The 24,285-nt window shown below is 64.8% G+C and carries 20 protein-coding genes and 2 pseudogenes; 15 read left to right on the forward strand and 7 right to left on the reverse strand.

Annotated elements, in window-relative coordinates; all coding sequences use genetic code 11:
- Positions 1 to 78: 78 nt before the first annotated feature.
- Complete coding sequence (locus tag LFT45_RS10380; RefSeq protein ID WP_236808372.1) at positions 79 to 312, reverse strand: hypothetical protein; 234 nt, start codon at positions 310 to 312, stop codon at positions 79 to 81.
- A gap of 302 nt (positions 313 to 614) precedes the next feature.
- A complete protein-coding gene (locus LFT45_RS10385) occupies positions 615 to 1,418 on the reverse strand; it encodes a cyclase family protein (protein WP_236808374.1) in 804 nt (267 codons plus the stop codon).
- A 340-nt stretch (positions 1,419 to 1,758) separates the two neighbouring features.
- On the opposite strand from LFT45_RS10385, the gene LFT45_RS10390 reads away from it, so the two are divergent.
- The 8 genes and pseudogenes from LFT45_RS10390 (at position 1,759) to LFT45_RS10420 (ending at position 10,070) form a co-directional block, all read left to right on the forward strand.
- Positions 1,759 to 3,096: an MFS transporter gene (locus tag LFT45_RS10390; protein ID WP_236808376.1), complete on the forward strand. Its 1,338-nt coding sequence runs from the start codon at positions 1,759 to 1,761 to the stop codon at positions 3,094 to 3,096.
- A gap of 49 nt (positions 3,097 to 3,145) precedes the next feature.
- Positions 3,146 to 4,285 (forward strand): thiolase family protein, encoded by a 1,140-nt coding sequence (locus tag LFT45_RS10395; RefSeq protein WP_236808378.1) that lies wholly within the window; start codon positions 3,146 to 3,148, stop codon positions 4,283 to 4,285.
- Positions 4,282 to 4,335 (forward strand): annotated as a pseudogene (locus LFT45_RS23500) (hypothetical protein); the annotation flags it as partial. The gene LFT45_RS10395 and the pseudogene LFT45_RS23500, both read left to right, overlap by 4 nt.
- A 42-nt stretch (positions 4,336 to 4,377) precedes the next feature.
- Positions 4,378 to 4,599 (forward strand): hypothetical protein, encoded by a 222-nt coding sequence (locus tag LFT45_RS10400; RefSeq protein WP_236808380.1) that lies wholly within the window; start codon positions 4,378 to 4,380, stop codon positions 4,597 to 4,599.
- A complete protein-coding gene (locus tag LFT45_RS10405) occupies positions 4,596 to 6,191 on the forward strand; it encodes an ATP-dependent acyl-CoA ligase (RefSeq protein WP_236808381.1) in 1,596 nt (531 codons plus the stop codon). The genes LFT45_RS10400 and LFT45_RS10405 overlap by 4 nt, the downstream gene beginning before the upstream one ends.
- 88 nt (positions 6,192 to 6,279) lie before the next feature.
- Positions 6,280 to 7,242: a LysR substrate-binding domain-containing protein gene (locus LFT45_RS10410; RefSeq protein WP_236808383.1), complete on the forward strand. Its 963-nt coding sequence runs from the start codon at positions 6,280 to 6,282 to the stop codon at positions 7,240 to 7,242.
- Positions 7,243 to 7,406: 164 nt separating this feature from the next.
- Entirely contained in the window at positions 7,407 to 9,125 is a 1,719-nt protein-coding gene (locus tag LFT45_RS10415) for a thiamine pyrophosphate-binding protein (RefSeq protein ID WP_236808385.1), read from the forward strand.
- Between the two features lie 69 nt (positions 9,126 to 9,194).
- A complete protein-coding gene (locus LFT45_RS10420; protein WP_236808387.1) occupies positions 9,195 to 10,070 on the forward strand; it encodes a PaaX family transcriptional regulator in 876 nt (291 codons plus the stop codon).
- Positions 10,071 to 10,128: 58 nt separating this feature from the next.
- Here the strand turns inward: LFT45_RS10420 and LFT45_RS10425 are convergent, their stop codons facing one another.
- Positions 10,129 to 10,527 (reverse strand): RidA family protein, encoded by a 399-nt coding sequence (locus LFT45_RS10425; protein WP_236808389.1) that lies wholly within the window; start codon positions 10,525 to 10,527, stop codon positions 10,129 to 10,131.
- A gap of 135 nt (positions 10,528 to 10,662) precedes the next feature.
- Between LFT45_RS10425 and LFT45_RS10430 the strand changes: the two genes are divergently transcribed.
- From LFT45_RS10430 to LFT45_RS10460, 7 genes are read left to right on the forward strand one after another with little or no spacing between them, the layout of a single operon-like run.
- Positions 10,663 to 11,514 carry a fumarylacetoacetate hydrolase family protein gene (locus LFT45_RS10430; RefSeq protein WP_236808396.1) on the forward strand — a complete coding sequence of 284 codons (852 nt, stop codon included), beginning with the start codon at positions 10,663 to 10,665 and terminating at the stop codon, positions 11,512 to 11,514.
- A 5-nt stretch (positions 11,515 to 11,519) separates the two neighbouring features.
- A complete protein-coding gene (locus LFT45_RS10435) occupies positions 11,520 to 12,002 on the forward strand; it encodes a cupin domain-containing protein (RefSeq protein ID WP_236808398.1) in 483 nt (160 codons plus the stop codon).
- Positions 12,003 to 12,007: 5 nt separating this feature from the next.
- Complete coding sequence (locus tag LFT45_RS10440) at positions 12,008 to 12,880, forward strand: acyl-CoA thioesterase (protein ID WP_236808400.1); 873 nt, start codon at positions 12,008 to 12,010, stop codon at positions 12,878 to 12,880.
- Between the two features lie 54 nt (positions 12,881 to 12,934).
- Positions 12,935 to 14,593, forward strand: coding sequence for an AMP-binding protein (locus tag LFT45_RS10445; protein ID WP_236808406.1), 1,659 nt, complete (start codon positions 12,935 to 12,937; stop codon positions 14,591 to 14,593).
- A gap of 14 nt (positions 14,594 to 14,607) precedes the next feature.
- On the forward strand, positions 14,608 to 16,998 hold the full coding sequence (locus tag LFT45_RS10450; protein ID WP_236808408.1) for a bifunctional salicylyl-CoA 5-hydroxylase/oxidoreductase: 2,391 nt from the start codon (positions 14,608 to 14,610) through the stop codon (positions 16,996 to 16,998).
- Positions 16,999 to 17,000: 2 nt separating this feature from the next.
- The gene (locus tag LFT45_RS10455; RefSeq protein WP_236808410.1) at positions 17,001 to 18,365 is read left to right on the forward strand and encodes an MFS transporter; all 1,365 of its coding nucleotides are present in this window, start codon (positions 17,001 to 17,003) and stop codon (positions 18,363 to 18,365) included.
- Positions 18,366 to 18,372: 7 nt separating this feature from the next.
- A complete protein-coding gene (locus LFT45_RS10460) occupies positions 18,373 to 18,822 on the forward strand; it encodes an acyl-CoA thioesterase (protein WP_236808412.1) in 450 nt (149 codons plus the stop codon).
- Here LFT45_RS10460 and LFT45_RS10465 read toward each other — a convergent pair.
- From LFT45_RS10465 to LFT45_RS10470, 4 genes and pseudogenes are all read right to left on the reverse strand, one after another.
- The gene (locus LFT45_RS10465) at positions 18,803 to 19,567 is read right to left on the reverse strand and encodes a hypothetical protein (RefSeq protein ID WP_236808418.1); all 765 of its coding nucleotides are present in this window, start codon (positions 19,565 to 19,567) and stop codon (positions 18,803 to 18,805) included. The genes LFT45_RS10460 and LFT45_RS10465 overlap by 20 nt on opposite strands.
- Before the next feature lie 269 nt (positions 19,568 to 19,836).
- On the reverse strand, positions 19,837 to 19,938 hold the full coding sequence (locus LFT45_RS23505; protein ID WP_440156225.1) for a hypothetical protein: 102 nt from the start codon (positions 19,936 to 19,938) through the stop codon (positions 19,837 to 19,839).
- Between the two features lie 4 nt (positions 19,939 to 19,942).
- Positions 19,943 to 20,068, reverse strand: a pseudogene (locus tag LFT45_RS23510) (IS256 family transposase); the annotation flags it as partial.
- Between the two features lie 163 nt (positions 20,069 to 20,231).
- Positions 20,232 to 24,248 carry an nSTAND1 domain-containing NTPase gene (locus tag LFT45_RS10470; protein WP_236808426.1) on the reverse strand — a complete coding sequence of 1,339 codons (4,017 nt, stop codon included), beginning with the start codon at positions 24,246 to 24,248 and terminating at the stop codon, positions 20,232 to 20,234.
- Between the last annotated feature and the right edge of the window lie 37 nt (positions 24,249 to 24,285).

The raw sequence follows: 24,285 nt of genomic DNA on the forward strand, positions 1-24,285 counted from the left end.
TGCCTGCTGCCACAACCTGGCAGACGGGCTACATCGCGCGAAGCCCAGCGGCCTGCAGCGGCCTCGGGGAGGATGGCGTCAGTTAGCTTTGCTGCGCCCTGCGTTCGCACACATACGCTCGAGAACGCTGACAGCCATGGCGTATTCATCGGCTCCAACACCTGCCGTGCGGTCGCCCCGCGCCGCCTCCACCAAACCCGTCGCCTTGGTGTGCAGTGCGCTGCCCGAGTTGGTGAGCACCAGGAGGCCGTCCTGCAGGAACACCAGCTTTCGTTGAACAAGCGATGCCATGTCCTGTTCGTGGGCGCCCATGCCGTCAGCCTGCGTGAAGGGGCGCAGGGCATTGCCACGGCCGCAGGTGTGGCCGGACCAGAGCTGAGCGTGTTGAGGACCTGCCACTGGCGCCTGGTCAGGCGCAGCCCGGCGAGAGTGGCATCGAGCAACGACTCCAGTGCCGCATCCAGCTGCTTCACCCAATATCCGACAGACCTAATCGCCAAGCCATCGTGGCAGGCCTCAGTGACCCAAACCCACCCCTGCCCCCCGCCGTCGGTCGGCTGCCCGGAACAAGCCAGAAGTGTCAGGTTGAAATCTCGGACCTTCGCAAGGGTGTGTCACGCGCCGACCAGAGCGAACACGCGGGCTGGACTGCCGGTTCCACCAACAATCGGCAGCGGGGCGACGATCAGTCCTGCGCCCGCTGCTGGCAGCTGCGTCAGGTTCCGCAGCGAAGTGACGCCATACTTGTCGTTTCCCAGCAGGTAGTGGTGGGCCGGGAAAGGGGGCTGCTGTCCGGCGGCATTGCCGGCATCAATACCGACGGTTTCCACGCCAACGCCGGACAACACGGACTCCTGGGCGATCCACCGGGCACACTCGACCGTGAATCCGGGGGAGTGGGGGTTGCCGTATTCGTCTTTGTTCAGGAAGGCCTCCCGGGTTTGGGACCGTTGGTCCCATCCTGTGCGGACGAGAAGCCAGCCGCCGTCGGGCAGGGGACCATACTCGGACTCCCATTCTTGAATGTGTTGGATATCGACCAGAAAATCGGGGTCAGCAGCGGCTTCTGCGGCGACGTCGAGGACGACCGCCGGACCTACGAGCCGCGCGGGCTCGATCTGGGCCACGTCCTTGCCTTCGCGTCCTGTGGCCCAGTGGGTAGGGGCGTCCAGGTGGGTTCCAATGTGTTCGCCGGTATGAATGTTGTGGTGCTTCCAGAACGGTCCGGGTTCGTTGTAGGCGGAGACTTCCTCAAGCGAGAAATCGATGAGGTTCACAAACGGCTCCGGCAACTCCAGGGTGGGGGTGGAGGCGGAGAGGGGCGTAGTTAAGTCCACTACTTGCGTTTTAGCCGTCCGAAGGTCTTCAAGAAGGGAAGCCAAGCCCGTGCCCGTGTCCGATACAGCACTACGTTCCATAACAGCTCCTTGGATGTTGATCTTGGCGAGGCGGGGTGAGTTGCCGCGCTGGGATTCGCCTCATGGCGAGTTTCTGCGACGTTAGCAGCAGCACGGGCGGTCGGGAACATCTTGTGGCCGTATTTCGTACCCCTTACCCAAACCCGCATAGGCCCTGGCAGGTTAGGCATTCGACGGTGGCGGCTGTCGGCGTCAGACTGAAGGTGAGTCATCGTGACGGCTGTCACACAAACCGGATCCAAGCTTGAATGCCGCATGCCCCTTTGCGGGGAAGTGGGCGGAGTGGTCCCAGAGTCAGCCCTAAAAAGGCCAAACCAAGTTGGCACCAAGGAGCAACAAAATGTCCCATCATCATCAGCACCAGCCATCGGCTCAGCGCCCTGGAGTCCGGCGGTACGTTGTTGCCTCTCTTGTGGGCAATGCGCTCGAGTGGTACGACTTCTTCCTCTACGCCACAGCATCGGCGGTCGTTTTTGGCCACTTGTTCTTTCCTGCAGACACCGACCCGCTGGTGGGAACTATGGCGGCGTTCGCCGGTTTCGCCGTCGGGTTCGCCGCCCGTCCCGTAGGTGGAATCATCTTCGGCCACATTGGTGACAAACTGGGGCGCAAGCATTCCTTGGTCCTGACACTGTCCATCATGGGCGTCAGTACAGCACTTATGGGCCTGCTGCCGACCTACGCGCAAGTGGGGCTGTGGGCACCGACGCTGCTTATCGTTCTTCGCATCCTGCAGGGTATCGCCGCGGGCGGTGAATGGGGTGGCGGCGTTCTGCTGATCAGCGAAAATGCGAATCATTCACGCCGGGGCATGCTCTCAGCCTTCAGCCAGGGCGGAATCTCCCTCGGATTTGTGTTGTCGTCTCTAGCCTTCTTCTTGGCCCAGCTGCTGCCAGAGCCGGAGTTCCTTGCCTGGGGATGGCGTCTGCCGTTCCTCGTGAGTGTGGTTCTGCTTGGTATTGGCGCCTACATCCGCTTCAAGCTTCCGGAATCCAAGGAATTTAACGAAGTACGTGAGAGCCGTCCCCAGCACCGGGTCCCCGCTCTGGATGCCTTGCGGGCCCATCCCCGCGAAATCCTCGTGGCCATGGGGTTGCGAGTGGCTGAAAACGGCGGCTCGTACATCTTCCTTTCCTTCTCCATCGTCTACGGGGTCCATGTGGGAGTGGAGAAGGGCGTTCTTCTGCTGGCCGTGGCAGTGTCAATGCTGGTTTCTTTTGGCACCTACGTCTTCTTCGGGTACCTCTCTGACCGGATCGGCCGGCGCCCCGTATACGCGTTTGGTGCGATCGGGATGGGCGTGATGGCCTACCCGTTCTTTGCGATGATCGACGCCAACACCCCCGCGGTGGTCATCCTCGCCTTCCTGATCGCTAACGGTGTTTGCCACGGGGCGATGATCGGAACGCAGCCGGCGTTCTTCCATGAACTGTTCTCCGCCGAAGTCCGGTACTCGGGCATGGCAATCGCGCACGAAGTAGCAGCCGTCTTCGCCGGCGGTTTCGCGCCCCTGATCGCCACGGCCTTGTTGCTGAACTCCAATTCCTCCGCGCCGGTGTCGCTGTACCTCATCGGAATGGTAGTCGTAACCCTGATTGCCGTCGCTGCCGCGGGCGGGAAAAAGCGCGCCGATCAGCACCAGGAAACGGGACAGGCAACTGTTGAAAGCGTGTCCTAACGGTCCGCCAGTTCCATCGCAACATTCACAGCCATCAGGAAGGACCGACGTGACGGCCTCCATCATCGGGACAGGACAATCCCCGTACACCCGACACCCCCATGCAGGGACGGACACATCCCACGTTATTGCCCAGGCCGTCCGGAGCGCATTGCTTGAGGCTGGCCTTAAGCCGGGCGACGTTGACGGGTTTGCTGTCTCAAGTTTCACGCTCAACCCCGACCACGCCATCGATCTCGCCTGGCGGATGGGCCTGCGCCTGACCTGGCTGATGCAGGATACAAACGGCGGAGCCAGCGCGGGCGGAATGCTCCAACACGCCGTTCGGGCCATCGAAGCCGGGGACGCCAAAGTCATCGTTCTCGCGGCAGGCGACCTGATGGACGGGGCCGCGTTCTCACGGTTGGTGGCGAGCTACAACCGCGCGACCGAGGACCATCTGGCGCCGTTGCCGATGAGGGGACCGAATGCCTTGTTCGCAATGCTCACGACCCGTCAGATGGAAGCGCTGGGGTTGAGCCGTGAAGATTACGGGCACATCGCCATTGCCCAGCGCCAGTGGGCTGCCGACAACCCCGCGGCCGTCTACCGGAAACCCCTCACCATGGACGATTACCTCAGCGCCCCGGTTGTTGCCACACCATTGGGCCGCTACGACTGCGTGCCCCCGGTAACCGGTGCCGACGCCGTGGTCCTAGTCGCCGAACCGCGCAACGGCACACCACGGGCCAAGGTCCTCACGGTGCGTGCCTCCTATAACGGCGACCAGCAGGCAGGCGACGGACTGGAAACCGGGCTACGAGCATGCGGATCGGCTGGCTGGGAAGAAGCCGGAATCGGCCCGGAGGAGGTGGACCTGGCCTGCGTCTACGACGATTACCCTTCCATGGTCGTGGCCCAGCTCGCAGACCTGGGCGTAATGCCTGCAGGGGAAGACGCCTCCAATTTCATCAAGCGCCACATCTCCACCCGCGACCTGCCAGTGAATACGTCCGGAGGCCAGCTCTCTGCCGGACAGGCAGGAGCCGCCGGCGGAATGCACGGACTTGTGGAGGCGGCCCGCCAGCTCATGGGCACAGCAGGAGCACGTCAAATTCCGGCCCGCCACGCTGTGGTCAGCGGGTATGGCATGGTCCTGTACCGCTATGGCGCCTGCGCCACCATGTCGGTGCTGGAGGCCGGAGCATGAGCGCCCTGGTGCAGGAATGCCGCAGTTGCCGGCACCTTCTTTTCCCCGCCCGGCTGTTCTGCCCACACTGCGGAGGAGACAGCTTCTCAACAGTGGCTGCAGCCCACGGAACCGTGGAGCAGAGCACGACCCTGGCCGATGGCACCGTCCTGGCAACCTTGAGCATCCACCGCGGTCCAATGGTCGTCGCACGCCTTACCGGCTCCGGTGCCCAACCGGGCCAAAGCCTGCCCCTGACCAATGACCCAAACGCCGGTTCCGGCGTCCACGCGTATCTACCTGTCCGCTCCACCGTGAATGAGGATCAGCCATGAATTCGACACTCGCTGAACGCCGCCAACGTCCACTGACCATCCCGCAGATGCTGCTTGAACGCGCTCAGAAAGCTCCATCGGCGCCCCTGTTCCGCTGCGGTGATGTCCGCCGCGACAGCCAGGCCATGGTGGACGCCGTCGCAAGGACCGGAGGAACCCTGCGCGGGGCCGGGATCGAGCGCCATCAAACTGTAGCGCTGATGTCCTCGAACCGGACGGAACTGCTGGACCTGATCCTCGGCTGTGCCTGGATCGGCGCCGTGGCTGTGCCAGTGAATACAGCAAGCCGGGGTGAACAGTTGCGGCACGTGCTGGAGAACTCCGAGGCCTCCCTGGTGGTGGCCGAAGCCGAACTGCTGGCGCACATCGCAGCAGTGGCACCGGCGAGCCTCAAAGAAGTGTGGGTCCTTGACGGACCTGCTCTCGACGTGGAGGCACCCTTCGAGGTGCTCTCGCTTCCGGAACCTGGCCCGGCCGTTGACCCGGTGGGCACGGCCCCGGGCGAGGCGGCCGCCATCCTCTACACATCTGGAACGACAGGGGTATCGAAAGGTGTGTTGTGTCCGCAGGGCCAGTTCTACTGGTGGGCCGTTAACATGTCCGACCAGCTGGGGCTTAGGGCCGATGACGTCCTGTACACCTGCCTGCCGCTGTTTCACACGAACGCCCTCAACGCTTTCATGCAGGCGGTCGAGTGCGGGGGCGAGTACGTCCTGGGCCCCAGGTTCTCCGCATCCCGTTTCTGGACGGACGCGTCGTCGGCCGGAGCCACGGTGACGTATCTCCTGGGAGCCATGGTTGGGATTCTGGCAGGAAAGGATCCCGGGCCCGGCGACCGGGACCACCGCATCCGTGTGGCCCTGTCTCCTGCAACCCCCGCCCGGCTGGTCGAGCCTTTCCGCGACCGGTTCGGAGTGCTGTTGCTTGACGGTTACGGATCGACGGAAACCAACTCGGTGATCGGATCAACCCCGGATCTATGGCGCCCCGGCTACATGGGCAAGGTTCGCCCGGGCTTCTCCATCCGCGTGGTGGACGTCGACGGTGTCCCGCTCCCCAGCGGCGTGGCCGGTGAGCTGCTGATCCGCAGCGACCAGCCCCACGCCATGGCAACCGGCTACCACGCCATGGCCGACGCAACAACGAAGGCGTGGCAGGACCTCTGGTTCCACAGCGGAGACCGGGTAGTCGTCGACGAGGACGGCTGGGTTCGGTTCGTAGACCGGATCAAGGACGTCATCCGTCGCCGCGGGGAAAACATCTCCTCGGTCGAAGTGGAGCAGGCGCTCCGGCAGCACCCTGCCATCCAGGACGCCGCTGTTTACGCCGTCGACTCCGAGTTGGGTGAGGACGAGGTGATGGCCGCACTTGTTCTTCGGGAGCCTGTTGATTTCGGCGAGCTGTGTGAATTCTGCGCTCCACGGCTGGCGTCGTTTGCCATCCCGCGCTTCGTGCGCGTCGTAGACCAACTGCCCCAGACCGAGAACGGCAAGGTTCGCAAGCAGGTGCTCAAAGCAGCGGGCCGCGGGGCTGCCCAGTGGGACCGGGAAGTCGCCCTTTTCCGCCGAACGACCGCAACCGCTGCGCGCTGACCCCGTCAGGGATAAACCTCGTCTCCTTTGGGCCACGGAGCCAGCAAACGGCACCGCGACACGGGCAGCGCGCCAGTAGGATGAAGAAATGGATCTGCGGGCGCTGCTGACCACCCACCTGAAGCTGCGTCATCTTGTGATCGTGCTTGCCATTGCAGAACACGGAAGTCTGGTCCGGGCTGCGGAAGAACTGTATCTGACGCAGCCGGCGATGAGCCGGGCTTTGCGGGAAGCCGAGCACGCTGTGGGAACTTCGCTGTTCGAACGCACCGGTCGCCGCATGGTACCCACGCTGGCCGGGCAGGCGTGCCTCGAGCACGCCAAGGCCATTGTGGGTCATCTGGGTACCCTGCGGCGCCGGGTCGACGAGCTCACAGACCCGGAAGCGGGCGTGGTCCGGGTAGGCGCGCACGTTACCGGCGCGAACCTGCTGCTGCCGCGAGCCGTGGCACGGTTCACCGCCGAGCGGCCCCGGGTGGAGGTCCTGCTGCGGGAGGCGCCGCCCGAAGCCCTGATCCAGGAACTGGGCAGCGGCGATCTGGACCTGCTGGTGGGCAGGGTTACGGATCATCCCAGTACGGCGCGGCTACGGCTGGTCCCGTTATACAGGGAGGACTTCCGCGTCGTTGCTGCACCATGGCACCCCGTGCACGGCCTTCCGGAACCCTCCCTGGAGGATCTGGTCGGGCATCCTTGGGTAGTGCCGCTGGCAAACACTCCGCTCCGCGACGAACTCGAGGAGAACTTCCGCAATGCCGGACTTACGCCTCCCGCACAACGCGTCGAATCCGCAGCTCCTGCCACCGTGCGTACGCTCGTGGCCGAGGAGGGATTCCTTGCCCTCATGCCCGAGTCGATGGCAGTCGCGGAGCCGCTCCTGCAGATGCTGGGACTGCACCTGGCCGGACTAGCCCAACAAGTGGGTCTATTGCTGCACCCAGACAGGCCATTGACGCCCAATGCCGCGATGCTTGCCGGAAAACTCCGCGAAGTGGGCGAGGAGATCGGGCGTGGACTCCTCGGTACCACCCCGCCGGTCCCTTCACAGTGACGGACCGCTCGTGGCCGGCACAGGGTGCATGTTTCAAATTATTGACGATCGTAAAAATCTAGCGATAGCATGGGCTTTAGACGAATCACCCGGCTGCGACACTGACGTCGACCGCTTCCGCTTCCGCGTGTTGCCCCCATGCTGTTCCCAAAGGAGAAGAGACAATGACCGTTTTGACCAGCAGGACCGAAGGCAGCGACGTAGCTAGACCGGACGTTTCGTCGGGCCTTGTGGCCGGCAATGTCAGCGAACTCGTTGGCTATACGCTCGCCCGGCTGGGCGTCGGCCACGTCTTCGGCGTCGTGGGCAGCGGGAATTTTGTGGTGACCAACGCGTTGCGCCGGGCGGGCGTGCCCTACACGGCGGCCCGTCATGAGGGCGGCGCTGCCACCATGGCCGATGCCTACGGGCGGATGTCCGGAAAGGTCGGCGTCGTTTCCACCCATCAAGGCTGCGGGCTGACCAACGCGGTGACCGGAATCGGCGAAGCTGCCAAGAGCCGTACGCCGATGATAGTTGTTACTGCCGATACGGCCGCTTCCGCCATTGGTTCCAACTTCAGGATCGACCAGGACGCCCTGGCCCGCAGCGTTGGAGCAGTGGCCGAGCGAATCCACTCACCCCAGACGGCTGTTGCCGACACGGTCCGGGCATACCGGACGGCAGTAAACGAGCGCCGGACGGTCGTACTGTCCCTGCCCACCGACATCCAGGCGGCGCCGGTGCCCGACGGGAGCGCTGAGCCGGGGCAACTGGCTCCGCCACAGCGGATAGCACCATCGGATTCTGCTGTGGAGCAGTTGGCCGGGCTCATCCGGAATGCCCGGCGGCCGGTTTTTGTGGCCGGGCGTGGCGGCCGAGGGGCGGGACCTGAAATTGCCGCCCTGGCCGAGGCGGCGGGGGCACTCGTGGCAACGTCCGCCGTCGCGCACGGCCTCTTCCAGGGCAACCCCTTCAATCTCGGTATTTCCGGCGGCTTTTCCTCCCCTTTTACGGCCGCTACGATTTCCGAGGCTGATCTGATCGTCGGTTGGGGATGCGCCTTGAACATGTGGACGATGCGCCACGGTTCCCTGATCGGTGCGTCCGCGAAGGTGGCGCAGGTGGATCTTGAGGACCGCGCCCTCGGCGCTAACCGTCCCATCGACCTCGGAGTGCTTGGCGACAGCGCAGAGACTGCAGCTGCTGTGCTTGCCAGGCTTCAGTCAGTCGAGCACCGAGCAGTGGGCCTGCGGACGCCCGATATGGCAGGACAGATTGAACGGCATGCTCGCTGGACCACGGAACAGACAGAAGATCTGTCTACTCCCGAGGCCATTGACCCCCGTGTGCTGAGCCGGGAGATGGACCGCATCCTGCCCGTCGAGAGGATCGTTTCCATCGACTCCGGCAACTTCATGGGCTATCCCAGCGCGTACCTGTCCGTTCCGGATGAATTCGGATTCTGCTTCACGCAGGCTTTCCAGTCGATTGGCCTCGGTTTGTACACGTCCATCGGCGCGGCCAAGGCCCGGCCCGACCGGCTGCCCGTCCTGGGGGCGGGCGACGGCGGCTTCCTCATGGCCATTTCCGAACTGGAAACGCTGGTCCGTGAACGCATCCCCCTCGTGGCGATTGTCTACAACGATTCCGCGTACGGTGCCGAGGTCCACCACTTCGAAGCTGATGATGCAGATATGGAAGTTGTGCGGTTTCCGACGGCGGACATCGCCGCGATCGCACGCGGCTACGGGGCGGCCGGAGTCACCGTCCGCAGTGTTGCCGATCTGGCAGCCGTCGAAGAATGGCTGGCAGGGCCTCGCGATGTGCCGCTCGTCATCGATGCCCGCATTGCTTCCGACGGCGGGGCCTGGTGGCTGGCCGAAGCGTTCAAGGGCCACTGAGCCGGATCACAGCGTCCTTAAAATATGCTTGGGATGACTGCGACCCCGACAGAATCGAAAGCCAATCGAATGAGTGACGTCCCCGCTCCTTTGCTGCCCCAACAGCAGCTCATCCTGACCATTTACGGTCTCTACGGGCGTAGCGGTGGCGGACAGCTTCCCATTTCTGTGCTGATCCAGATGCTCGGCGACCTGGGCCATGATGCCCCCGGCGTCCGCTCGGCCGTCTCGCGCCTGAAGGCCAAGGGAGTGCTGGCGAGCGTCAAGAACGGGGGAGTGGCCCGCTACGAACTCTCCGAGCGTTCACTGAGGCTGATCAATGAGGGCGATGAGCGCATCTTCGCCCCCTACCGTGCAACCACCGGCGCCCCGTGGGTGCTTGCCATCTTTTCCGTGCCTGAGTCGATGCGGGACCGCCGGCACCAGTTGCGCGCTGAGCTGACCAGGTTGGGTTTTGGCTCCATGGGGGCCGGGGTTTGGATCGCTCCCGCGGGAGTGCGTGAAGGCGCGAGGCAGCGGCTCCAAGCCAGGGGGCTGGACCAGTACGTTGAGTTTTTCACCGGCGACTACTCGTCGGATTCAGATATGCGGTCCAAGATTGCCCAATGGTGGGATCTGGAGGCCCTGGAGTCGCAGATTTCGGAGTTTATGGACATCTACGGCGGATCGCTGGAGAACTGGACCGCGCTGGTGGGGGATGATCCTGAAAGGGCGTTGACCGCGTCTTCCGCTGACCTGCGCCGGGATGCCTTCCGCTACTACGTACCGATGCTGACCCTGTGGCGGCGCCTGCCCTACCGCGATCCCGGCCTGCCCCTTGAGTACCTGCCGCAGGGCTGGCAGGGGCCGGAGGCCCGCCGGATCTTCTTCAGCGTCCACCGCCTGATCGCGCCAATGGCGGAGCGGTACGCCATGGCCCTGGTGGAGGAAGCGGAAGCCGCCTAGGACAAAGAGGGATCCGGCTGGCCAACAGGCCAGCCGGATCCCCTTTTATTTCCCCGGGTCAGCGTTCGCTGATCACAGCGATGCCCTGAATTTCAATCAGCGCCTCTTTCTGCCACAGGCGGGTGACGCCGATGCCCGCCATCGCCGGGTACTGCGACCCCGCCATCTCACGCCAGATACGGCCAATTTCGCGGCCGTTGGCCATGTAGTCCTCCACGTCGGTGAGATAAATGGTCACGTTGACCAGGTCCTCGGGCTGGCCCCCGGCCTCCCGCAGCGTGGTGAGGACGTTGGAAAACGCCTGCGTGAACTGCTCGACAATACCGCCGGGCACGATGTTCATGTTCTTGTCCAGGGCTGTCTGGCCGCCCAGGAAAACCATATTTCCGGCGAGCATCCCGTGCGCGAACCCGGACGGTTTGGGAAGCGACTCCGGGTTGATTGTCTTGTGGCCCATGCTGTTCCTCCTGGTTGGGGTGGCTCCTGAAAAAGTTCCGGAAAGGCTCTGTGCAGATCAATTCCGCCGTGCTACGTTGAGCATATGTGACGATCGTAAAAAAGTCGACACATCATTCTCGAAGGGACTTAGACCATGAAACTCGCCACCTTGCGCACGGCAGGACAGGGAACGACGGCGGCACTCGCCACGGGTGCCGACGCTTACGTTGCCCTGCCTGCCTCTGACGTCGGGGAGCTGCTGGCCCGCCCGGATTGGCGGGACGTGGTTCGGGTAGCCGCCACTGCTCCCGGGCGGGTCATGATTGAGGCCCGGGCCGTTGACTTCGCTCCTCTTCTTCCCCACGCCGGCAAGGTCATTTGCTGCGGACTCAACTACGCGGACCACATCCAGGAGATGGGCCGGGAACTTCCCGAATATCCCACTCTCTTCGCCAAGTACGCAGACACTTTGGTGGGCGCGACTGACACCATCGAGGTCCGCGGAAGCGACCGTGTCGACTGGGAAGCCGAGCTGGCCGTCGTCGTCGGCTCTGAACTTTCCCGCGCAGACGAGAAGCAGGCAGCAGCGGCGATAGCCGGTTACACCGTGGCAAATGACGTGTCGATGCGTGACTGGCAGAACCGGACACTGCAGTGGTTCCAGGGCAAGGCGTTCGACGGCACCACCCCTGTTGGTCCGGTCATGGTGACCCCTGACGAGGTCGGCGGGCCGTTTGACGTCGTCGGTTACGTCAATGGTGACGTCGTCCAGAAGGGCAACACGGGCACCCTGGTGTTCGGCCCGGCAAAACTTCTTTCCTACATTTCCCAGTTCACCACGCTGCGCCCCGGCGACCTCGTTCTGACCGGAACCCCCGGGGGCGTGGGCATGGGCATGACACCGCCCCGTTTCCTGAATGACGGCGATGTACTCACCACCGAAATCACCGGGATCGGACGCCTTGAAAACATCGTCCGCATCCGTCCAGCATCAATCAAGGAGTGACTCCCATGAACCAGACAGCTACCGATTACCGCCTCGAGGGCGACAACTCCATCTACGCACAGGCAGACGGCAAAGTAGTCCCCGTGGTGACGCGCGCGGGACAGGAAGACACCAACACCGCCCAGTCCGGGGACTGCATCCGCGTCTCGGGCGTCAGCATCCAGCACACTCCGGCCACGAAGATCTGGTTCGGGCAGGTATCCAATACTCCGGGCTACCGCTCGTTGCCGCACCACCACGGCGAGGCCGAGACCGGCGGCTATGTGCTGCGCGGCCACGGGCGCATCTACTTCGGTGAGAACTACCAGGAATTCCTTGACATGAAGGCCGGCGACTGGGTGTTCGTCCCCCCGTTCATGCCCCACGTGGAGGCGAACATGTCCGTGACGGAAGAGCTGGTGTGGCTCACCGCCCGCACCCCGGAGAACCTCGTGGTCAACCTTGAGGACGTCCCCGACGAGACGCTCGCCGACTACCGCAGGGCATAGCCGCAATGATCACTGGAACCCTGACCTCGGAGACTTTCCTGAAGGCCGTGGAGCTCACGCGCGTGCCGGAGGAAGTCTACGACGAGGCCTATGAGGCAACCACCCAGTACGTGCCGTGGCCCAAGGCTTACGGCGGCGACATGGTGGCGCAGGCCGCCGCGGCGATGATGCGCTCGGTCGATGACGACAGGGCGCTGCACTCCATGCACAGCTACTTCATGCGGCCGGTCGACGTCGGATCAAGCGTCCGCTACGAAGTGGAGCGGTTGCGCGACGGACGCGGATACTCCACCCGGACGGTGCGGGGCTTCCAGAACGGCAAGCCTGTCTATGCCGCGATGGGCTCTTTCCAGGTTCCCGAAGACGGGCCGGACTTCCAACCTGAGGCTCCCGCCGCCGTCGACCCTGAAACACTGCGCAGCGCGGCTGAGGCACTGGACGAAGCGGCTGGCCCGGCCGCAGAATACTGGTCCACGGGCCGCAGTTTCGACATGCGCCACGTTCCGGGCCCCGTCTACATCAACCTGGAGGGCGGGCCGGTCCCGCAACAGGCCATCTGGGTGAAAGCCTTCGACGCCCTGCCGGACGGCGCAGACCTTCACCGCGCCGCCCTGGCCTACGTGTGCGACTACACCATCCTGGAGCCACTCCTGCGGGTTAACGGCCTGCACTGGTCCAGTCCTGGGCTTGCCACCGCCAGCCTCGACCACGCCATGTGGTTCCACCGTGAAGGCCGCGCCGACGAATGGGTCCTTTACGCACAGGAAGCCGTCTCCGGGCAAAGCAACAGGGGCCTCGCTACGGGCCGCTTCTTCGACCGGCAGGGAAGGCTCCTTGCCACTGTCGCGCAGGAAGGCATGATCCGACCCGGGGCTTGATTTTTCCCACTCGAATCCATCAGCTTCACCGACGCACAACTGAAAGGAACGGCCATGCGCATGACGCCATCGGCCCACGTGGACACGTTCACCCGCGACCACCTGCCGCCCGCCAACCTCTGGCCGGCGCTCGAATTCCCGCTCCCCGAGCTCCAGTACCCGGAACGGCTCAACGCCGCCGTTGCCCTCATCGACAGCGCCGTCGTTGAGCACGGTGCGGACCGGCCCGCGCTGCGGACCCCGGACGGCACCGTCTGGACCTACGCCGAACTCCAGCAGCGCGCCAACCAGGTGGCCCAGGTCCTGACCGAGGAGCACGGCGTAGTGCCTGGAAACCGCGTGCTGCTGCGCGGGCCCAACAACCCCTGGATTGTCGCTGCCTGGCTGGGCGTGCTGAAGGCAGGCGCAGTGGTGGTCACCACCATGCCCATGCTGCGTTCCACCGAGGTCGCCTCGCTGATCCGGCTCACCAAGCCCGTAGTGGCCATCTCGGACCACCGCTTCATCGCCGAGCTCGCCGCGGCAGCAGGGGAGGACGTCACCGTCCTTGCCTACGGAAGCGACGACGACGGCGACCTCACCGCGCGCTGCGCAGCCAAGAGCGGACAGTTCAACGCCGTAGATACCGCCGCCGACGACGTCGCACTCCTGGGCCCAACGTCGGGCACCACCGGCGTGCCGAAGGTGACCATGCACTTCCACCGCGACATCCTGGCCAATGCCGACACCTTTGCCCGGCACATCCTGCAACCAACCGCGGACGACGTGTTCGCCGGTTCACCGCCGCTTGCCTTCACGTTCGGATTGGGCGGGCTGGTGGTCTTCCCGCTCCGGTTCGGTGCGTCGGCGTTGCTGACCGAAAAGGCCGGCCCGGTAGAGCTGGCTGAACATGCGGCGGCTGCCGGGGCAACGGTGCTGTTCACAGCGCCCACCGCGTACCGGGCGATCCTCAAGGAGAACCGGGGTGACCTGCTCGGCGGCCTGCGGATGGCCGTGTCCGCGGGCGAGCACCTGTCCAAGGAGACATGGGAAGCCGTCCACGACGCAACCGGCCTGCGCCTGGTGAACGGCATCGGCTCCACTGAAATGCTGCACGTCTTCATCTCCGCCGCCGGCGATGACATCCGGCCGGGCACCACCGGCCGGGCTGTGCCGGGCTTTAGGGCAACCATCCTGGACTACGACGGCAACGAGCTCGGGCCCGGTCAGGCCGGACGCCTGGCGGTTATCGGTCCCACCGGCTGCCGCTACCTGGACGATGAACGTCAGGCCAATTACGTCGTCCGGGGCTGGAATGTCACCGGGGACACCTTCACCAGGGACGAGGACGGGTACTTTACGTACCAGGCCCGGTCGGACAACATGATCGTCTCCTCCGGCTACAACATCGGCGCACCCGAAGTGGAGGCGGCCATCGACCAGCATCCGGATGTTGTGGAGAACGCCGTGATCGGCCGTCCCGACCCCGAGCGCGGCAGCATTGTCTGCGCGTTTGTCGTCCTGCGCGACGGCGTCACCGGCGACGCCGAAAAGCGCAAGGACATCCAGGACTTCGTCAAGGCCACCATCGCCCCCTACAAATACCCCAGGGACATCCGGTTCGTCACTGAGCTGCCGCGCAATCCCAGCGGCAAGCTGCAGCACTTCAAACTCCGCGACTCCATCGCGAACCAGACCCAAGAACTCACCCCCGCCGGCCAGAGCCAGGCGTGAGAAGGAGCAGGACCATGAAAATCGCAATCGTTGGAGGCGGCCCGGGCGGCCTCTACTTCGCAGCATTGATGAAGCAACTGGACCCGTCCCACGAAATCACCCTCTGGGAACGAAACGCTGCCAGCGACACCTTTGGTTTCGGCGTCGTCTTTTCCGACGAAACCCTGGGCGGAATCGGCAACGCGGACCCCGTGGTCGCCGACTACATGAGCCGCCGCTTCGCCCGCTGGGCCGACATCGATATCCACTTCGGCGGACAGATGATCAGCGTGGGTGGCCAGGGTTTCGCCGCCATGAGCCGCAAGGAACTCCTGGAGCTGCTCCAGCGACGCTGCGCCGAGCTCAACGTTGACCTGCGCTTCCAGACCATGGCGCCCGCCATTGAGGAACTCGAAGCCAACTATGATCTGGTGCTGGCCGCCGACGGCGTCAACTCGCAGATCAGGGCAAAGTACGCAGAGTCTTTCGGGCCAGACCTCGATCCACGCACCAACAAGTACATGTGGCTCGGCACGGACCAGGTGTTCGAGGCCTTCAAGTTCTTCGTGAAGGAAACCGAGTGGGGCGTCATGCAGATCCACGGTTACCCCTACTCGGACGAGGGCTCAACCTTCATCGTGGAAATGCACGAGGACGTCTGGCGCGCCGCCGGTTTCGACGAGACTGCCAACGACGTTTTCCCGCCGGGTGTTTCCGACGAGAAGGCAATCGCCAAGATTCAGTCGATCTTTGCTGAGGAACTGGACGGCTACGAAGTCCTGTCCAACAACTCCAAGTGGCTGAACTTCAACACCGTCCGCAACCAAAGCTGGCGCAAGGACAACGTCGTCCTGGTGGGGGACGCTGCCCACACCGCCCACTTCTCCATCGGCTCAGGCACGAAGCTGGCCATGGAAGACTCACTGGCCCTGGCCGCCTGCCTGCACGAACATCCCGACGTGGAATCCGCGCTGGCCGCCTACGAAGCCGAGCGCCGGCCCGTAGTGGCCTCCACCCAGCGTGCTGCACAGGCGTCCCTTGAATGGTTCGAACGCATCGGCCAGTACAAGGATCAGAACCCGACGCAGTTCGCGTTCAACCTGCTGACGCGCAGCCGCCGCATCACGCAGGAAAACCTGCGCCTTCGCGACCCGGAGTTCGCCGACGCCGTGGACCGGAACTTCGCCGAATCGCAGGGACTGACGCAGGTTGCACCGGCCATGTTCCAGCCCTTCCGCATCGGCGGACTGGAACTGAAGAACCGTATCGTGGTGTCCCCGATGGACATGTACTCGGCGGTGGATGGAATTCCGGGAGACTTCCACAAGGTCCACCTCGGTTCCAAGGCCCTGGGTGGCGCAGGCCTGGTCATGACCGAAATGGTCTGTGTCTCGGCGGCCGGACGCATCACGCCAGGCTGCACCGGCCTGTACACGGACAGCCAGCGGGACAGCTGGAAGGAGATCGTGGACTTCGTCCACAGCCAGTCCAGCGCCAAGATCGGCGCCCAGATCGGCCACTCCGGCCGCAAGGGCTCCACCAAGCTCATGTGGGAGGGCATCGACGAACCATTGGAAACCGGCAACTGGCAGGCGGTGGGCCCCTCGGCCATCGCCTACGGTCCCCACAACCAGATGCCGGCCGAGCTGGACCGCGCCGGCATGGACGCCATCAAGGAAGAGTTCGTCGCCGCGACGCTCCGGGCCGAGCAGGCGGGTTTCGACCTCCTCGAGGTCCACGCCGCCCACGGCTACCTGCTGTCCTCCTTCCTCTCACCCATTTCCAACAAGCGGACCGACGAATACGGCGGCAGCCTGGAGAACCGGCTGCGGTTCCCGCTGGAAGTGTTCGACGCCGTCCGCGCGGCCTGGCCCGCCGGCAAGCCGGTGACGGTGCGCATCTCGGCAACGGACTGGATCGAGGGCGGCAACACCTCCGACGATTCCGTCGAAATCGCCCGCGCCTTCGTAGCCCACGGCGCAGCCGGCCTCGACGTCTCCACCGGGCAGGTCGCCAAGGAGGAAAAGCCCGCCTTCGGCCGCAGCTACCAGACGCCATTCGCTGACCGCATCCGCCAGGAAGTGGCCGCCCCCGCAGGGGTGGCGGTGATCGCCGTCGGCGCCATCTCGAGCTACGACGACGTCAACTCGATCCTCCTCGCCGGCCGGGCAGACCTCATCGCACTTGGCCGGACGCACCTGTACGACCCCCAGTGGACCCTCCACGCCGCAGCCGAGCAAGAATACAACGGGCCGGGCGCTGAGTGGATCCCGCAGTTCCTGGCCGGCCGCCGCAAGCCGCCGAGCTCCCGCACCGACGCAGTACGTCCCCGCCTGTCCCTACTGAAGGAACCAGATGCTGAAGTCACCAACCCGCACCTTCGCTGGACGCCCGCTTCCTCTTCGGCATCGGTCCTGGTGAAGTAGCCATGGCAAACGCACCCGTCACCGATTGGAAAGTCCCCAGCCGGACCACCGGTTTGGTTCTCTTCTGCTGCTGGCTGGCCATCCTGGCCGAAGGTTACGACGTCGGCGTCCTCGGCGCCGTCCTGCCGGCCCTGGCCGAGTACAAGGAATGGAACCTCAGCCCGCTCGCGCTTGGTGGACTGGGATCCTACGCCCTGATCGGCATGCTGATCGGTGCCCTGTTCATCGGCACCCTGAGCGACCTTGTGGGCCGCAAGAAGATGCTGCTGGCATCCATGGCGATCTTCACCCTGACCCAAATTGGCGCCGCATGGGCGCCCACCCCCGAACTGTTCGGACTCTTCCGCCTGATCGGCGGGCTGGGCATGGGCGGCGTCATCCCTGTCGCTGCCGCCCTGACCATTGAGTACTCGGCCCCGAACAAGCGCTCCTTCAACTATGGCCTCATGTACTCCGGCTACTCCCTGGGCATCGTCGCTGCCGCCCTGGCCGCGCTTTTCGTACTGCCGCTCGGCGGATGGCGGGCAGTGATCGCGATCGGCGCAGCACCGATCGTGCTGCTCCCCATCATCTGGAAGCTTCTACCCGAATCGCTGGAGTACCTCGAGACCAAGGGCCGGAGGTCCGAAGCAAAAGCTCTTGCCTTCAAACTCAAAATTGCCAACTACACCCCGATGGCAGCACCGGCACCGGCTGCCTCCAGCACAGAGGCCGAGCCGTGGTGGAAGACGATCACCACCATGTTCTCCGCGAAATACCTCAGGTCCACCGTCTTCTTCTGGATCTCGCTGTTCTGTGGCCTGGTCCTCGTGTACGGACTCAACACCTGGCTGCCGAGCATCATGAAGAAAGCCGGATACGACCTCGGCTCGTCCCTCACGTTCCTCTTGGTCTTCAGCCTTGCTTCAGCCATCGGCGGCCTCATCCTGGGCCGCGCCGCAGACAAGTACGGCAAGAAGCTCATCCTTGTGGTGTTCTACATCCTCGGCGGCCTGGGCATCATGCTGCTGGTCTTCCCGAACACCATGGTGGTCAACCTGCTGTTCGTCGCCTTCGCAGGTGTGGGTTCCATATCCACGTCACTGGTCCTCACGGGCTACATCGCCGACTACTATCCGGCCAAAATCCGCGGCACAGCCACAGGATGGGCATTGAGCTTCGCCCGCCTCGGCGCCATCTCCGGGCCATTGATCGGCGGATGGATTGCAGGCTCTAAACTGCCCTTTGAGGCCAACTTTGCGATTTTCGCCGGCATTGCAGTGCTGGCAGCCGCGGCGGTGGCCATGATCCCCAAACCGCTGGCGGAAGCGGCTGGTACTCCGTCGAGCGAGCCGGAGGAAGAGAACGCCGGCATCGGAACACACTAGGAGCAGCATGGATCACACTGAGGCAGAGGGAAACGCGGGTTTTCCGCAGGCGAGCGTTGAGCGGACCGTGGAGTGGGTCGACACGGATGCATCGGGCCACCAGCACAACTCTGCGATCCTCCGGTGGGTTGAGGCGGCAGAGGCGGAGCTATTCCGCAAGCTGGATCTGCCGGACTATTTCCCCAGCGCCCCCCGTGTCCAGCAAGTGATCAACTACAAGGCGAAGTTGTGGTTCGGCCAACGTGTGACGGCAACAGTGAAAATCAACAAGCTTGGCCGGACCTCGCTTACCATGGGCTTCGAAGTCCGGTCCGAACCATCTGGCGCTCCCACCGGCGGAACTCCGGAGACCGGTACCGTTGCCGCGTTCGGTACATTCACCACGGCGCATGTCCCGGCGGGGGCCTCGACCGCGCAGCCCTGGCCTGAGCACTTCGTCAGGGCTGTGCGGAGATGACCTCGGCAAGGGACCTCATGCCAAGCTGGTTACGGCCAGCGTCGGCGCTGATTGCAATGCGCGCCGCTGGCCGCACGCATGCGCACCGACTCACCCGTGCCGCCTTAACCCCGGCGCAGATAACCCTGGCGCTGACGCCGCCGTGGTGACGGCAGATGTGCAGGCCTGGCCAACCGAGAGAAACGTGCCCGTTCCTACGCAGGGCGCCTTTGCAGTCGATGTACGGGTCGTGGGCGATCACGTCATGCCCAGTGCTTGGGCCGTCGTCTTGCCGATCGGGCCAAATCCGATAACGCCCAGGGCGTCGCCGGTGAGCTCGCGGCCGCTCGTCTGGGTCCCAGCCGCCGGCCCTGATGCTGGCCAGGTTCTGAGGAATCAGCCGCGCGCAGTTGAGCATCAGCGCCAAGGCGTGTTCGGCGATGCTGATGCGGTTCGCACCGGGTGTGAAGGTCACGGCGCCGCCATTTTTTGTGGCTGCAGTGACGTCGATGCTGTTGTATCCAACCCCGCAGCGACCGAAGACCATCAGGTGCGGGGCGGCGACGATGACCTCGGCGGTGAAGGCGTCCGTGCCGGCGACAATGGCGTCGACATCCTTGACGTAGTCGATCAGTTCTTCGCCGGTGCGGAGCCGGTCCTGGTACTTGGAGAAAACGACGTCGAAGCCGGCGTCCTGCGGCATCCGGTCAACTTCTCCGCCGGGTTGAAGATAGGCGGTGGTCGCGAGCACCCGTGGGGCTGCCATGGGGCGTTCCTCCAGTCGCGGCACTGCGCCGCATCATTCGGCTCGCTTTCCGTTCCGTTCGGCGCGAGCCGGTTATCGGGGATAGTCGGACACACTGGTCGTGGATCCGCGGATCACCGGTCGCCCTTGGTGTCCGGGCGTGCAAGCCGTCGTGGAGGCGTTGCCGGTCCTGCTGTCTGCCTTTTGACGGGGTGGCGTGCGCTCTCCAGGTTGCGCTTCTGTGCTGCCGGCGATGGTGCCGGCAGCACAGAAGCGCAGTCCGCTGGTTCCTAGTGACTGGAGGCTGGTACCCAGACACGCATGGTGGAGGGGCCGCGGTTTGCCCAGAGGAAGTAGGGGGTGAAGGTGAGTGCAACTTCCTGCGCCTTCACCGCACAGCCGGGTGATCGCCGGGTACTGCCGGCCCCATTTGGTCGAGAACCCGACGAAGCGTTCCTTCGCTGCGGCCTCGGAGGGTGCCGTGTAGACCGGGCGAAGGTCACGGGACATCTCGTCCCAGTACTGCCGGGGCCGAAGCAGTACGCATCACCACCGTCCGGGCTGAGTCAAGGAGTCAACGAATACGGGGCAGTCCCTGTCCCCCAAAATCGGTGGGCCCGCGCTGGAATGCTGGGGTGGTGTCGAGAACATCCGTCCTGCCCCGGCCTGGTTGTGAAGGGATGCGCTATCCTGCACGAGGGTTATCGGATACCAGGGCCGCGGGAGGTGCCCCGGTGCCCGCCGGCATATCCGGGCACGTCCGCTGGTAGGGCCGTCCGGGTACCAGGGCAGTCCACTCGCTCATCGTCATGTTTCGATTGACCAGTGCGCAGCCAGCTTGGGCCCAAGACGAGAAGCCCAGGTCCCACAGACGGGCGTTTCTGTCCCAGCTCGAGGACGCGACGAACTTGCTGTCGGGGCTGAACGCAACCCCGGTGACCTCCATGTTGTGCCCACTGAGAGTGACAGAGGGAGACTGCGTGGAAGCGACGTCCCAGACGCGGACCGTCCGGTCGTCGCTCCCGGAGGCGATCAGCCGACCGTCGGGGCTGAAAGCGACGCTTCGCACGACGTCAGTGTGCCCGCTGAGCGGCGCACCCATCCTTTTTCCGGTGGCCGCATCCCAAAGCAAGACGTTGTTATCGGAACCGCCGGAGGCCAGCACACGCCCGTCGGGGCTGAAGGCCACCCCGTAGACGGGTCCTTGGTGGCCGGTCAGAGGTCCGACCGATCGTCCCGAAGCCGGGTTCCAGATACGGACCGTGCCGTCATCCGATGCGGATGCCATTGCACCGTCCGGGCTAAACGCGATGCCGTTCACGCCCTCGAAATGGCTGAGCTGCGGAACCGAGCGGCGCTCTCGCGACGTTACCCTCCAGGTCTGCACGGTCCCATCGTCGACAGCTACGGCGACCTGCTCACCGTCCGGGCTGAACGCCACGTCGGATAGCGCACCGCTAGCCGCGATGGGGGGGCCAAGGAGGTCGCCGGTCCCAGCATTCCAGAGCTTCAGCACGCCGTCGCCGCTGACTGAGGCGAGAGTGTGTTCGTCCGGGCTGAACGCTACGGCGTTCACCTCCGAGTTATGACGTAGGGCCGGACCGCGGCGTTTCCCGGAGGCAACGTCCCACAGCTGCGCAGTACGGTCCACACTTGCGGTGGCCATCACGTCTCCAACAGGACTCATCGCGACGTCTTGAACGTAATCTAGGTGACCCAGATAGGCGCGACTGACCGAATAAATCTCCGCGACATCCCAGAGCCGCACCGCGCCATCCCAACTCGCCGTGGCAAGCGAAGCCCCGTCGGGACTGAAAGCCACGCCCTCGACGTCTTGGGTGGAACCGAGGAGTGGCAGGCCTGCGGAATGGCGGCTTGCCACCGTCCACAAGGTCACAGTGTGGTCCGCATTCGACGAGGCGAGGAGGTGACCGTCCGCGCTGAAGGCCAGACCGCGCACCTCCCCGCCGCCGCTCGCCAGCGGGCCGCCGATGGCCTGGCCGGCATCGGGCTCCCACAGCCGCGTGTTTCCGTCGCTCCCGCCCGAAGCCAAGATCCGGCCATCCGGGCTGAACGCGACCGTCAGGACCTTCTGGCCGTTCACCAACTCTTTTAACAGTTTGCCGGACTCGGAGTCGTATGTCCGCACGATTCCGTCTTTCCCCGCGGCCGCTACCACTCCGTTTCGGCTGAACGCCGTGCCGTAGACCGCGCCGATAGTGCCGGTCAGGGGCCGGCCGCGGAGCCGGCGAGACGTGGTGTCCCAAACCTTCACTTGGCCGTCATCGCCTGCTGACGCCAGCATGCGACCGTCTGGGCTGAACGCCACATCCCACACCCACGATCCGTGCTCCAGAGCGGCATCTTCCTTGCGGCCGGTGCCCAGGTCCCAGATCCGAATCGTCCCATTGCGGTCTCCGGCGGCTACTCGGTGGCCATCGGGACTGAATGCCACGCTCCACACCTCCGCCTTTCCTGCTAGAATGCCGAACTCGTGGCCCGTGGCCGCGTCCCATAACCGAACCGTCGTGTCGCCCCCGCCGGACGCCAGTACCTTGCCGTCAGGGCTGAACGCCACGTCATGCACCTGGCCGGTGTGTGCGAGCAGCATCCGGGAAGGATGGGTAACCCGCGCCAACGCGGTCACCAAACCCGGCGCCGGTGGTGCGGACTCGCCACCCAGACTGAGGGCCTGCAGCCCGGCAAGGATCGCGGTGTGCGGTTGTGAGCCGACCAGCCCATTCGCTGCCGCCGCCAACTGCCGGCTTAGTGCAAGGTCGGCCTGCCTCTGTGCCTCTATGTTCCGCTGCCACGCCACAGCACCCGCGGCGAACGCGAGAGCGAGGAAGACGGCGAGACATCCCACCAGGATTCGCCGACGGCGGTTCGATCGGCGCGCCGCCTGCAGCTCTCGCGCGGCAAGTTCGCGGCTTCTCTCCAGGAAACGGCGTCCGAGGGGGCTCAGGTCTGGCAGACGCTCTTCGGACCAGCGGTCGAAAGCAGCCAGTCGCCCACCGCGCAATAGGAAGGACTCGTCTGCGCCGCCCTGCTCCCAATCTGCGGCGAGACGATCGAGCTCCGAACGCCGCTCCAGCCATTCCCGAGCCTCGCCGATCGCCCTGCACAGCGGCGGCCACTGCCGCAACAGCGCCTCGTGTGCCACGTCGATGACGCCCTGCCCGCCGCCGTTCGTGCGCTTCCTGTCGTCAGCAGCCGTTGTCGTGTCTGCAGCACTGGTGAGCAGGCGTGCCTCGACGAACGTGTCGACGACGATGCACTCGTCCGGCACGAGGCTTCGGCGCTGAACCCGCCGCCGGGTGGGCTCACCGCGCCGCTCCACCGACACAAGCTTGAGCAAGGTGGGCAGGACCCGGGAGCCAAGACCGCGCCGTGTCAGTTCGTCGAGGATCTGGTCGGCGCGTCTCGTCAGGGCACCGACCACGCCGCCAATGGCCTCGTATTCGCTGCCGTCGATCCTTCCATCAACTCCAAATCGCTCATAAAGTACTCTGAGCGTGTAGGCCATAAGCGGCAGCGCGTCGCCCCCCTCCGCGTCCCGTGCAATCCGTTCGACAAGGCCGGGCTCGTAATCCACGCCGGCACGTTGCGCAGGCCCGGCAATGACTTCGGACAGCCGTGAGCGGCTGAGCGGCTCCACCACCAGTGAGTCGTTCATCGCCTCGCAGAGTCCGGCCCGCTCAGGAGCGGTCGACAGGAACTCCGAACGAACCGTCGCGACGACCCATACCGGGGAACCTTCGCGGGCCACAGCTCCCGAGAGCAGATTCAGGAACGCTTCCTGCTCACGCGGCCCACTGAGCGTCAGCAGCTCCTCCGCCTGGTCGATGACCACAAGCACTCTCGGTCGTTCCGAGCCGGGGCTGACGTTTAGCTCGGCGAGCTCTGTGGCCAGATCGAGGAGGGCCTGTGGGCCCTGCTCAAGGCGGGTCGCCACATCGACGCGGGAGTACATGCGTCCGTGGACGGCGAAGCGGTCCGCCAGACAGGCGGCTAGTTGCTGCCTGGGATGTGACCCGGGCCGCAGTGGTGGCAGGATCACCCAATGCTGGCTAAGCTTCACCATGCGGGGCAACAGCCCTGCCCGCAGTAACGAGGACTTGCCGCTGCCCGAGGGGCCCACGATGGCGACGAACCGGCCGGTTGCGCGCTGCAGGGTCGGTTGCAGCAGCTCGAGGAGTCTGCCAACCTCCGGACCGCGGCCAAAGAAGACCGCAGCATCGTTCGCCTCGAAGGGCCTTAGCCCTGGGTACGGGGATCGATTGGGATCCCAGGCGAAGGACTCAGCCGGGTCGAGGCCGGCAGCCAACAGCCCGTGCCGCAGGCGGCTCAGTGCATGATCTCCGTCGGCAAAATCAATCCATTGCACGTCGTCGAGCAGGTTAAGCCGCGCGCCTGACTCCACGCGGACGGGGATCACGGCTTTGCCCAGTGCCCGGGCCAGACTTACCTCCGCGAAGCACCAACGCGACGTGGTCGACGCCGCGCTGGCCAGGAAGAGGACACCGTCACATTTGCGCAACTGGGCGTAGAGTTCGCGCTCCCAGTCCCGGCCGGCGCGAATGCCGTCGTCGGCGTCGAAGTCCATGAACAGCGCAGCATACCCCTGGGCCCTCAGCCAGTCGCGCACCTTCTCCGCGGGTTCGTGGTCCCGCGAGCTGTGACTCACGAAGAGCGACGTCATGTCGACCTCGGAGCCTCTACGCGGGCACGCTGCTCCA

Origin of the sequence: Arthrobacter sp. FW305-BF8 (assembly GCF_021789315.1) — a bacterium.
GTDB lineage: Bacteria > Actinomycetota > Actinomycetes > Actinomycetales > Micrococcaceae > Arthrobacter.

Bases quoted from the DNA above. Each gene is read 5' to 3' on its own strand.
- LFT45_RS10380 (WP_236808372.1), bottom strand. From the start codon at position 312: ATGGGCGCCCACGAACAGGACATGGCATCGCTTGTTCAACGAAAGCTG.
- LFT45_RS10385 (WP_236808374.1), bottom strand. From the start codon at position 1,418: ATGGAACGTAGTGCTGTATCGGACACGGGCACGGGCTTGGCTTCCCTT.
- LFT45_RS10390 (WP_236808376.1), top strand. From the start codon at position 1,759: ATGTCCCATCATCATCAGCACCAGCCATCGGCTCAGCGCCCTGGAGTC.
- LFT45_RS10405 (WP_236808381.1), top strand. From the start codon at position 4,596: ATGAATTCGACACTCGCTGAACGCCGCCAACGTCCACTGACCATCCCG.
- LFT45_RS10410 (WP_236808383.1), top strand. From the start codon at position 6,280: ATGGATCTGCGGGCGCTGCTGACCACCCACCTGAAGCTGCGTCATCTT.
- LFT45_RS10415 (WP_236808385.1), top strand. From the start codon at position 7,407: ATGACCGTTTTGACCAGCAGGACCGAAGGCAGCGACGTAGCTAGACCG.
- LFT45_RS10420 (WP_236808387.1), top strand. From the start codon at position 9,195: ATGAGTGACGTCCCCGCTCCTTTGCTGCCCCAACAGCAGCTCATCCTG.
- LFT45_RS10425 (WP_236808389.1), bottom strand. From the start codon at position 10,527: ATGGGCCACAAGACAATCAACCCGGAGTCGCTTCCCAAACCGTCCGGG.
- LFT45_RS10430 (WP_236808396.1), top strand. From the start codon at position 10,663: ATGAAACTCGCCACCTTGCGCACGGCAGGACAGGGAACGACGGCGGCA.
- LFT45_RS10435 (WP_236808398.1), top strand. From the start codon at position 11,520: ATGAACCAGACAGCTACCGATTACCGCCTCGAGGGCGACAACTCCATC.
- LFT45_RS10440 (WP_236808400.1), top strand. From the start codon at position 12,008: ATGATCACTGGAACCCTGACCTCGGAGACTTTCCTGAAGGCCGTGGAG.
- LFT45_RS10445 (WP_236808406.1), top strand. From the start codon at position 12,935: ATGCGCATGACGCCATCGGCCCACGTGGACACGTTCACCCGCGACCAC.
- LFT45_RS10450 (WP_236808408.1), top strand. From the start codon at position 14,608: ATGAAAATCGCAATCGTTGGAGGCGGCCCGGGCGGCCTCTACTTCGCA.
- LFT45_RS10455 (WP_236808410.1), top strand. From the start codon at position 17,001: ATGGCAAACGCACCCGTCACCGATTGGAAAGTCCCCAGCCGGACCACC.
- LFT45_RS10460 (WP_236808412.1), top strand. From the start codon at position 18,373: ATGGATCACACTGAGGCAGAGGGAAACGCGGGTTTTCCGCAGGCGAGC.
- LFT45_RS10465 (WP_236808418.1), bottom strand. From the start codon at position 19,567: ATGGCAGCCCCACGGGTGCTCGCGACCACCGCCTATCTTCAACCCGGC.
- LFT45_RS10470 (WP_236808426.1), bottom strand. From the start codon at position 24,248: ATGACGTCGCTCTTCGTGAGTCACAGCTCGCGGGACCACGAACCCGCG.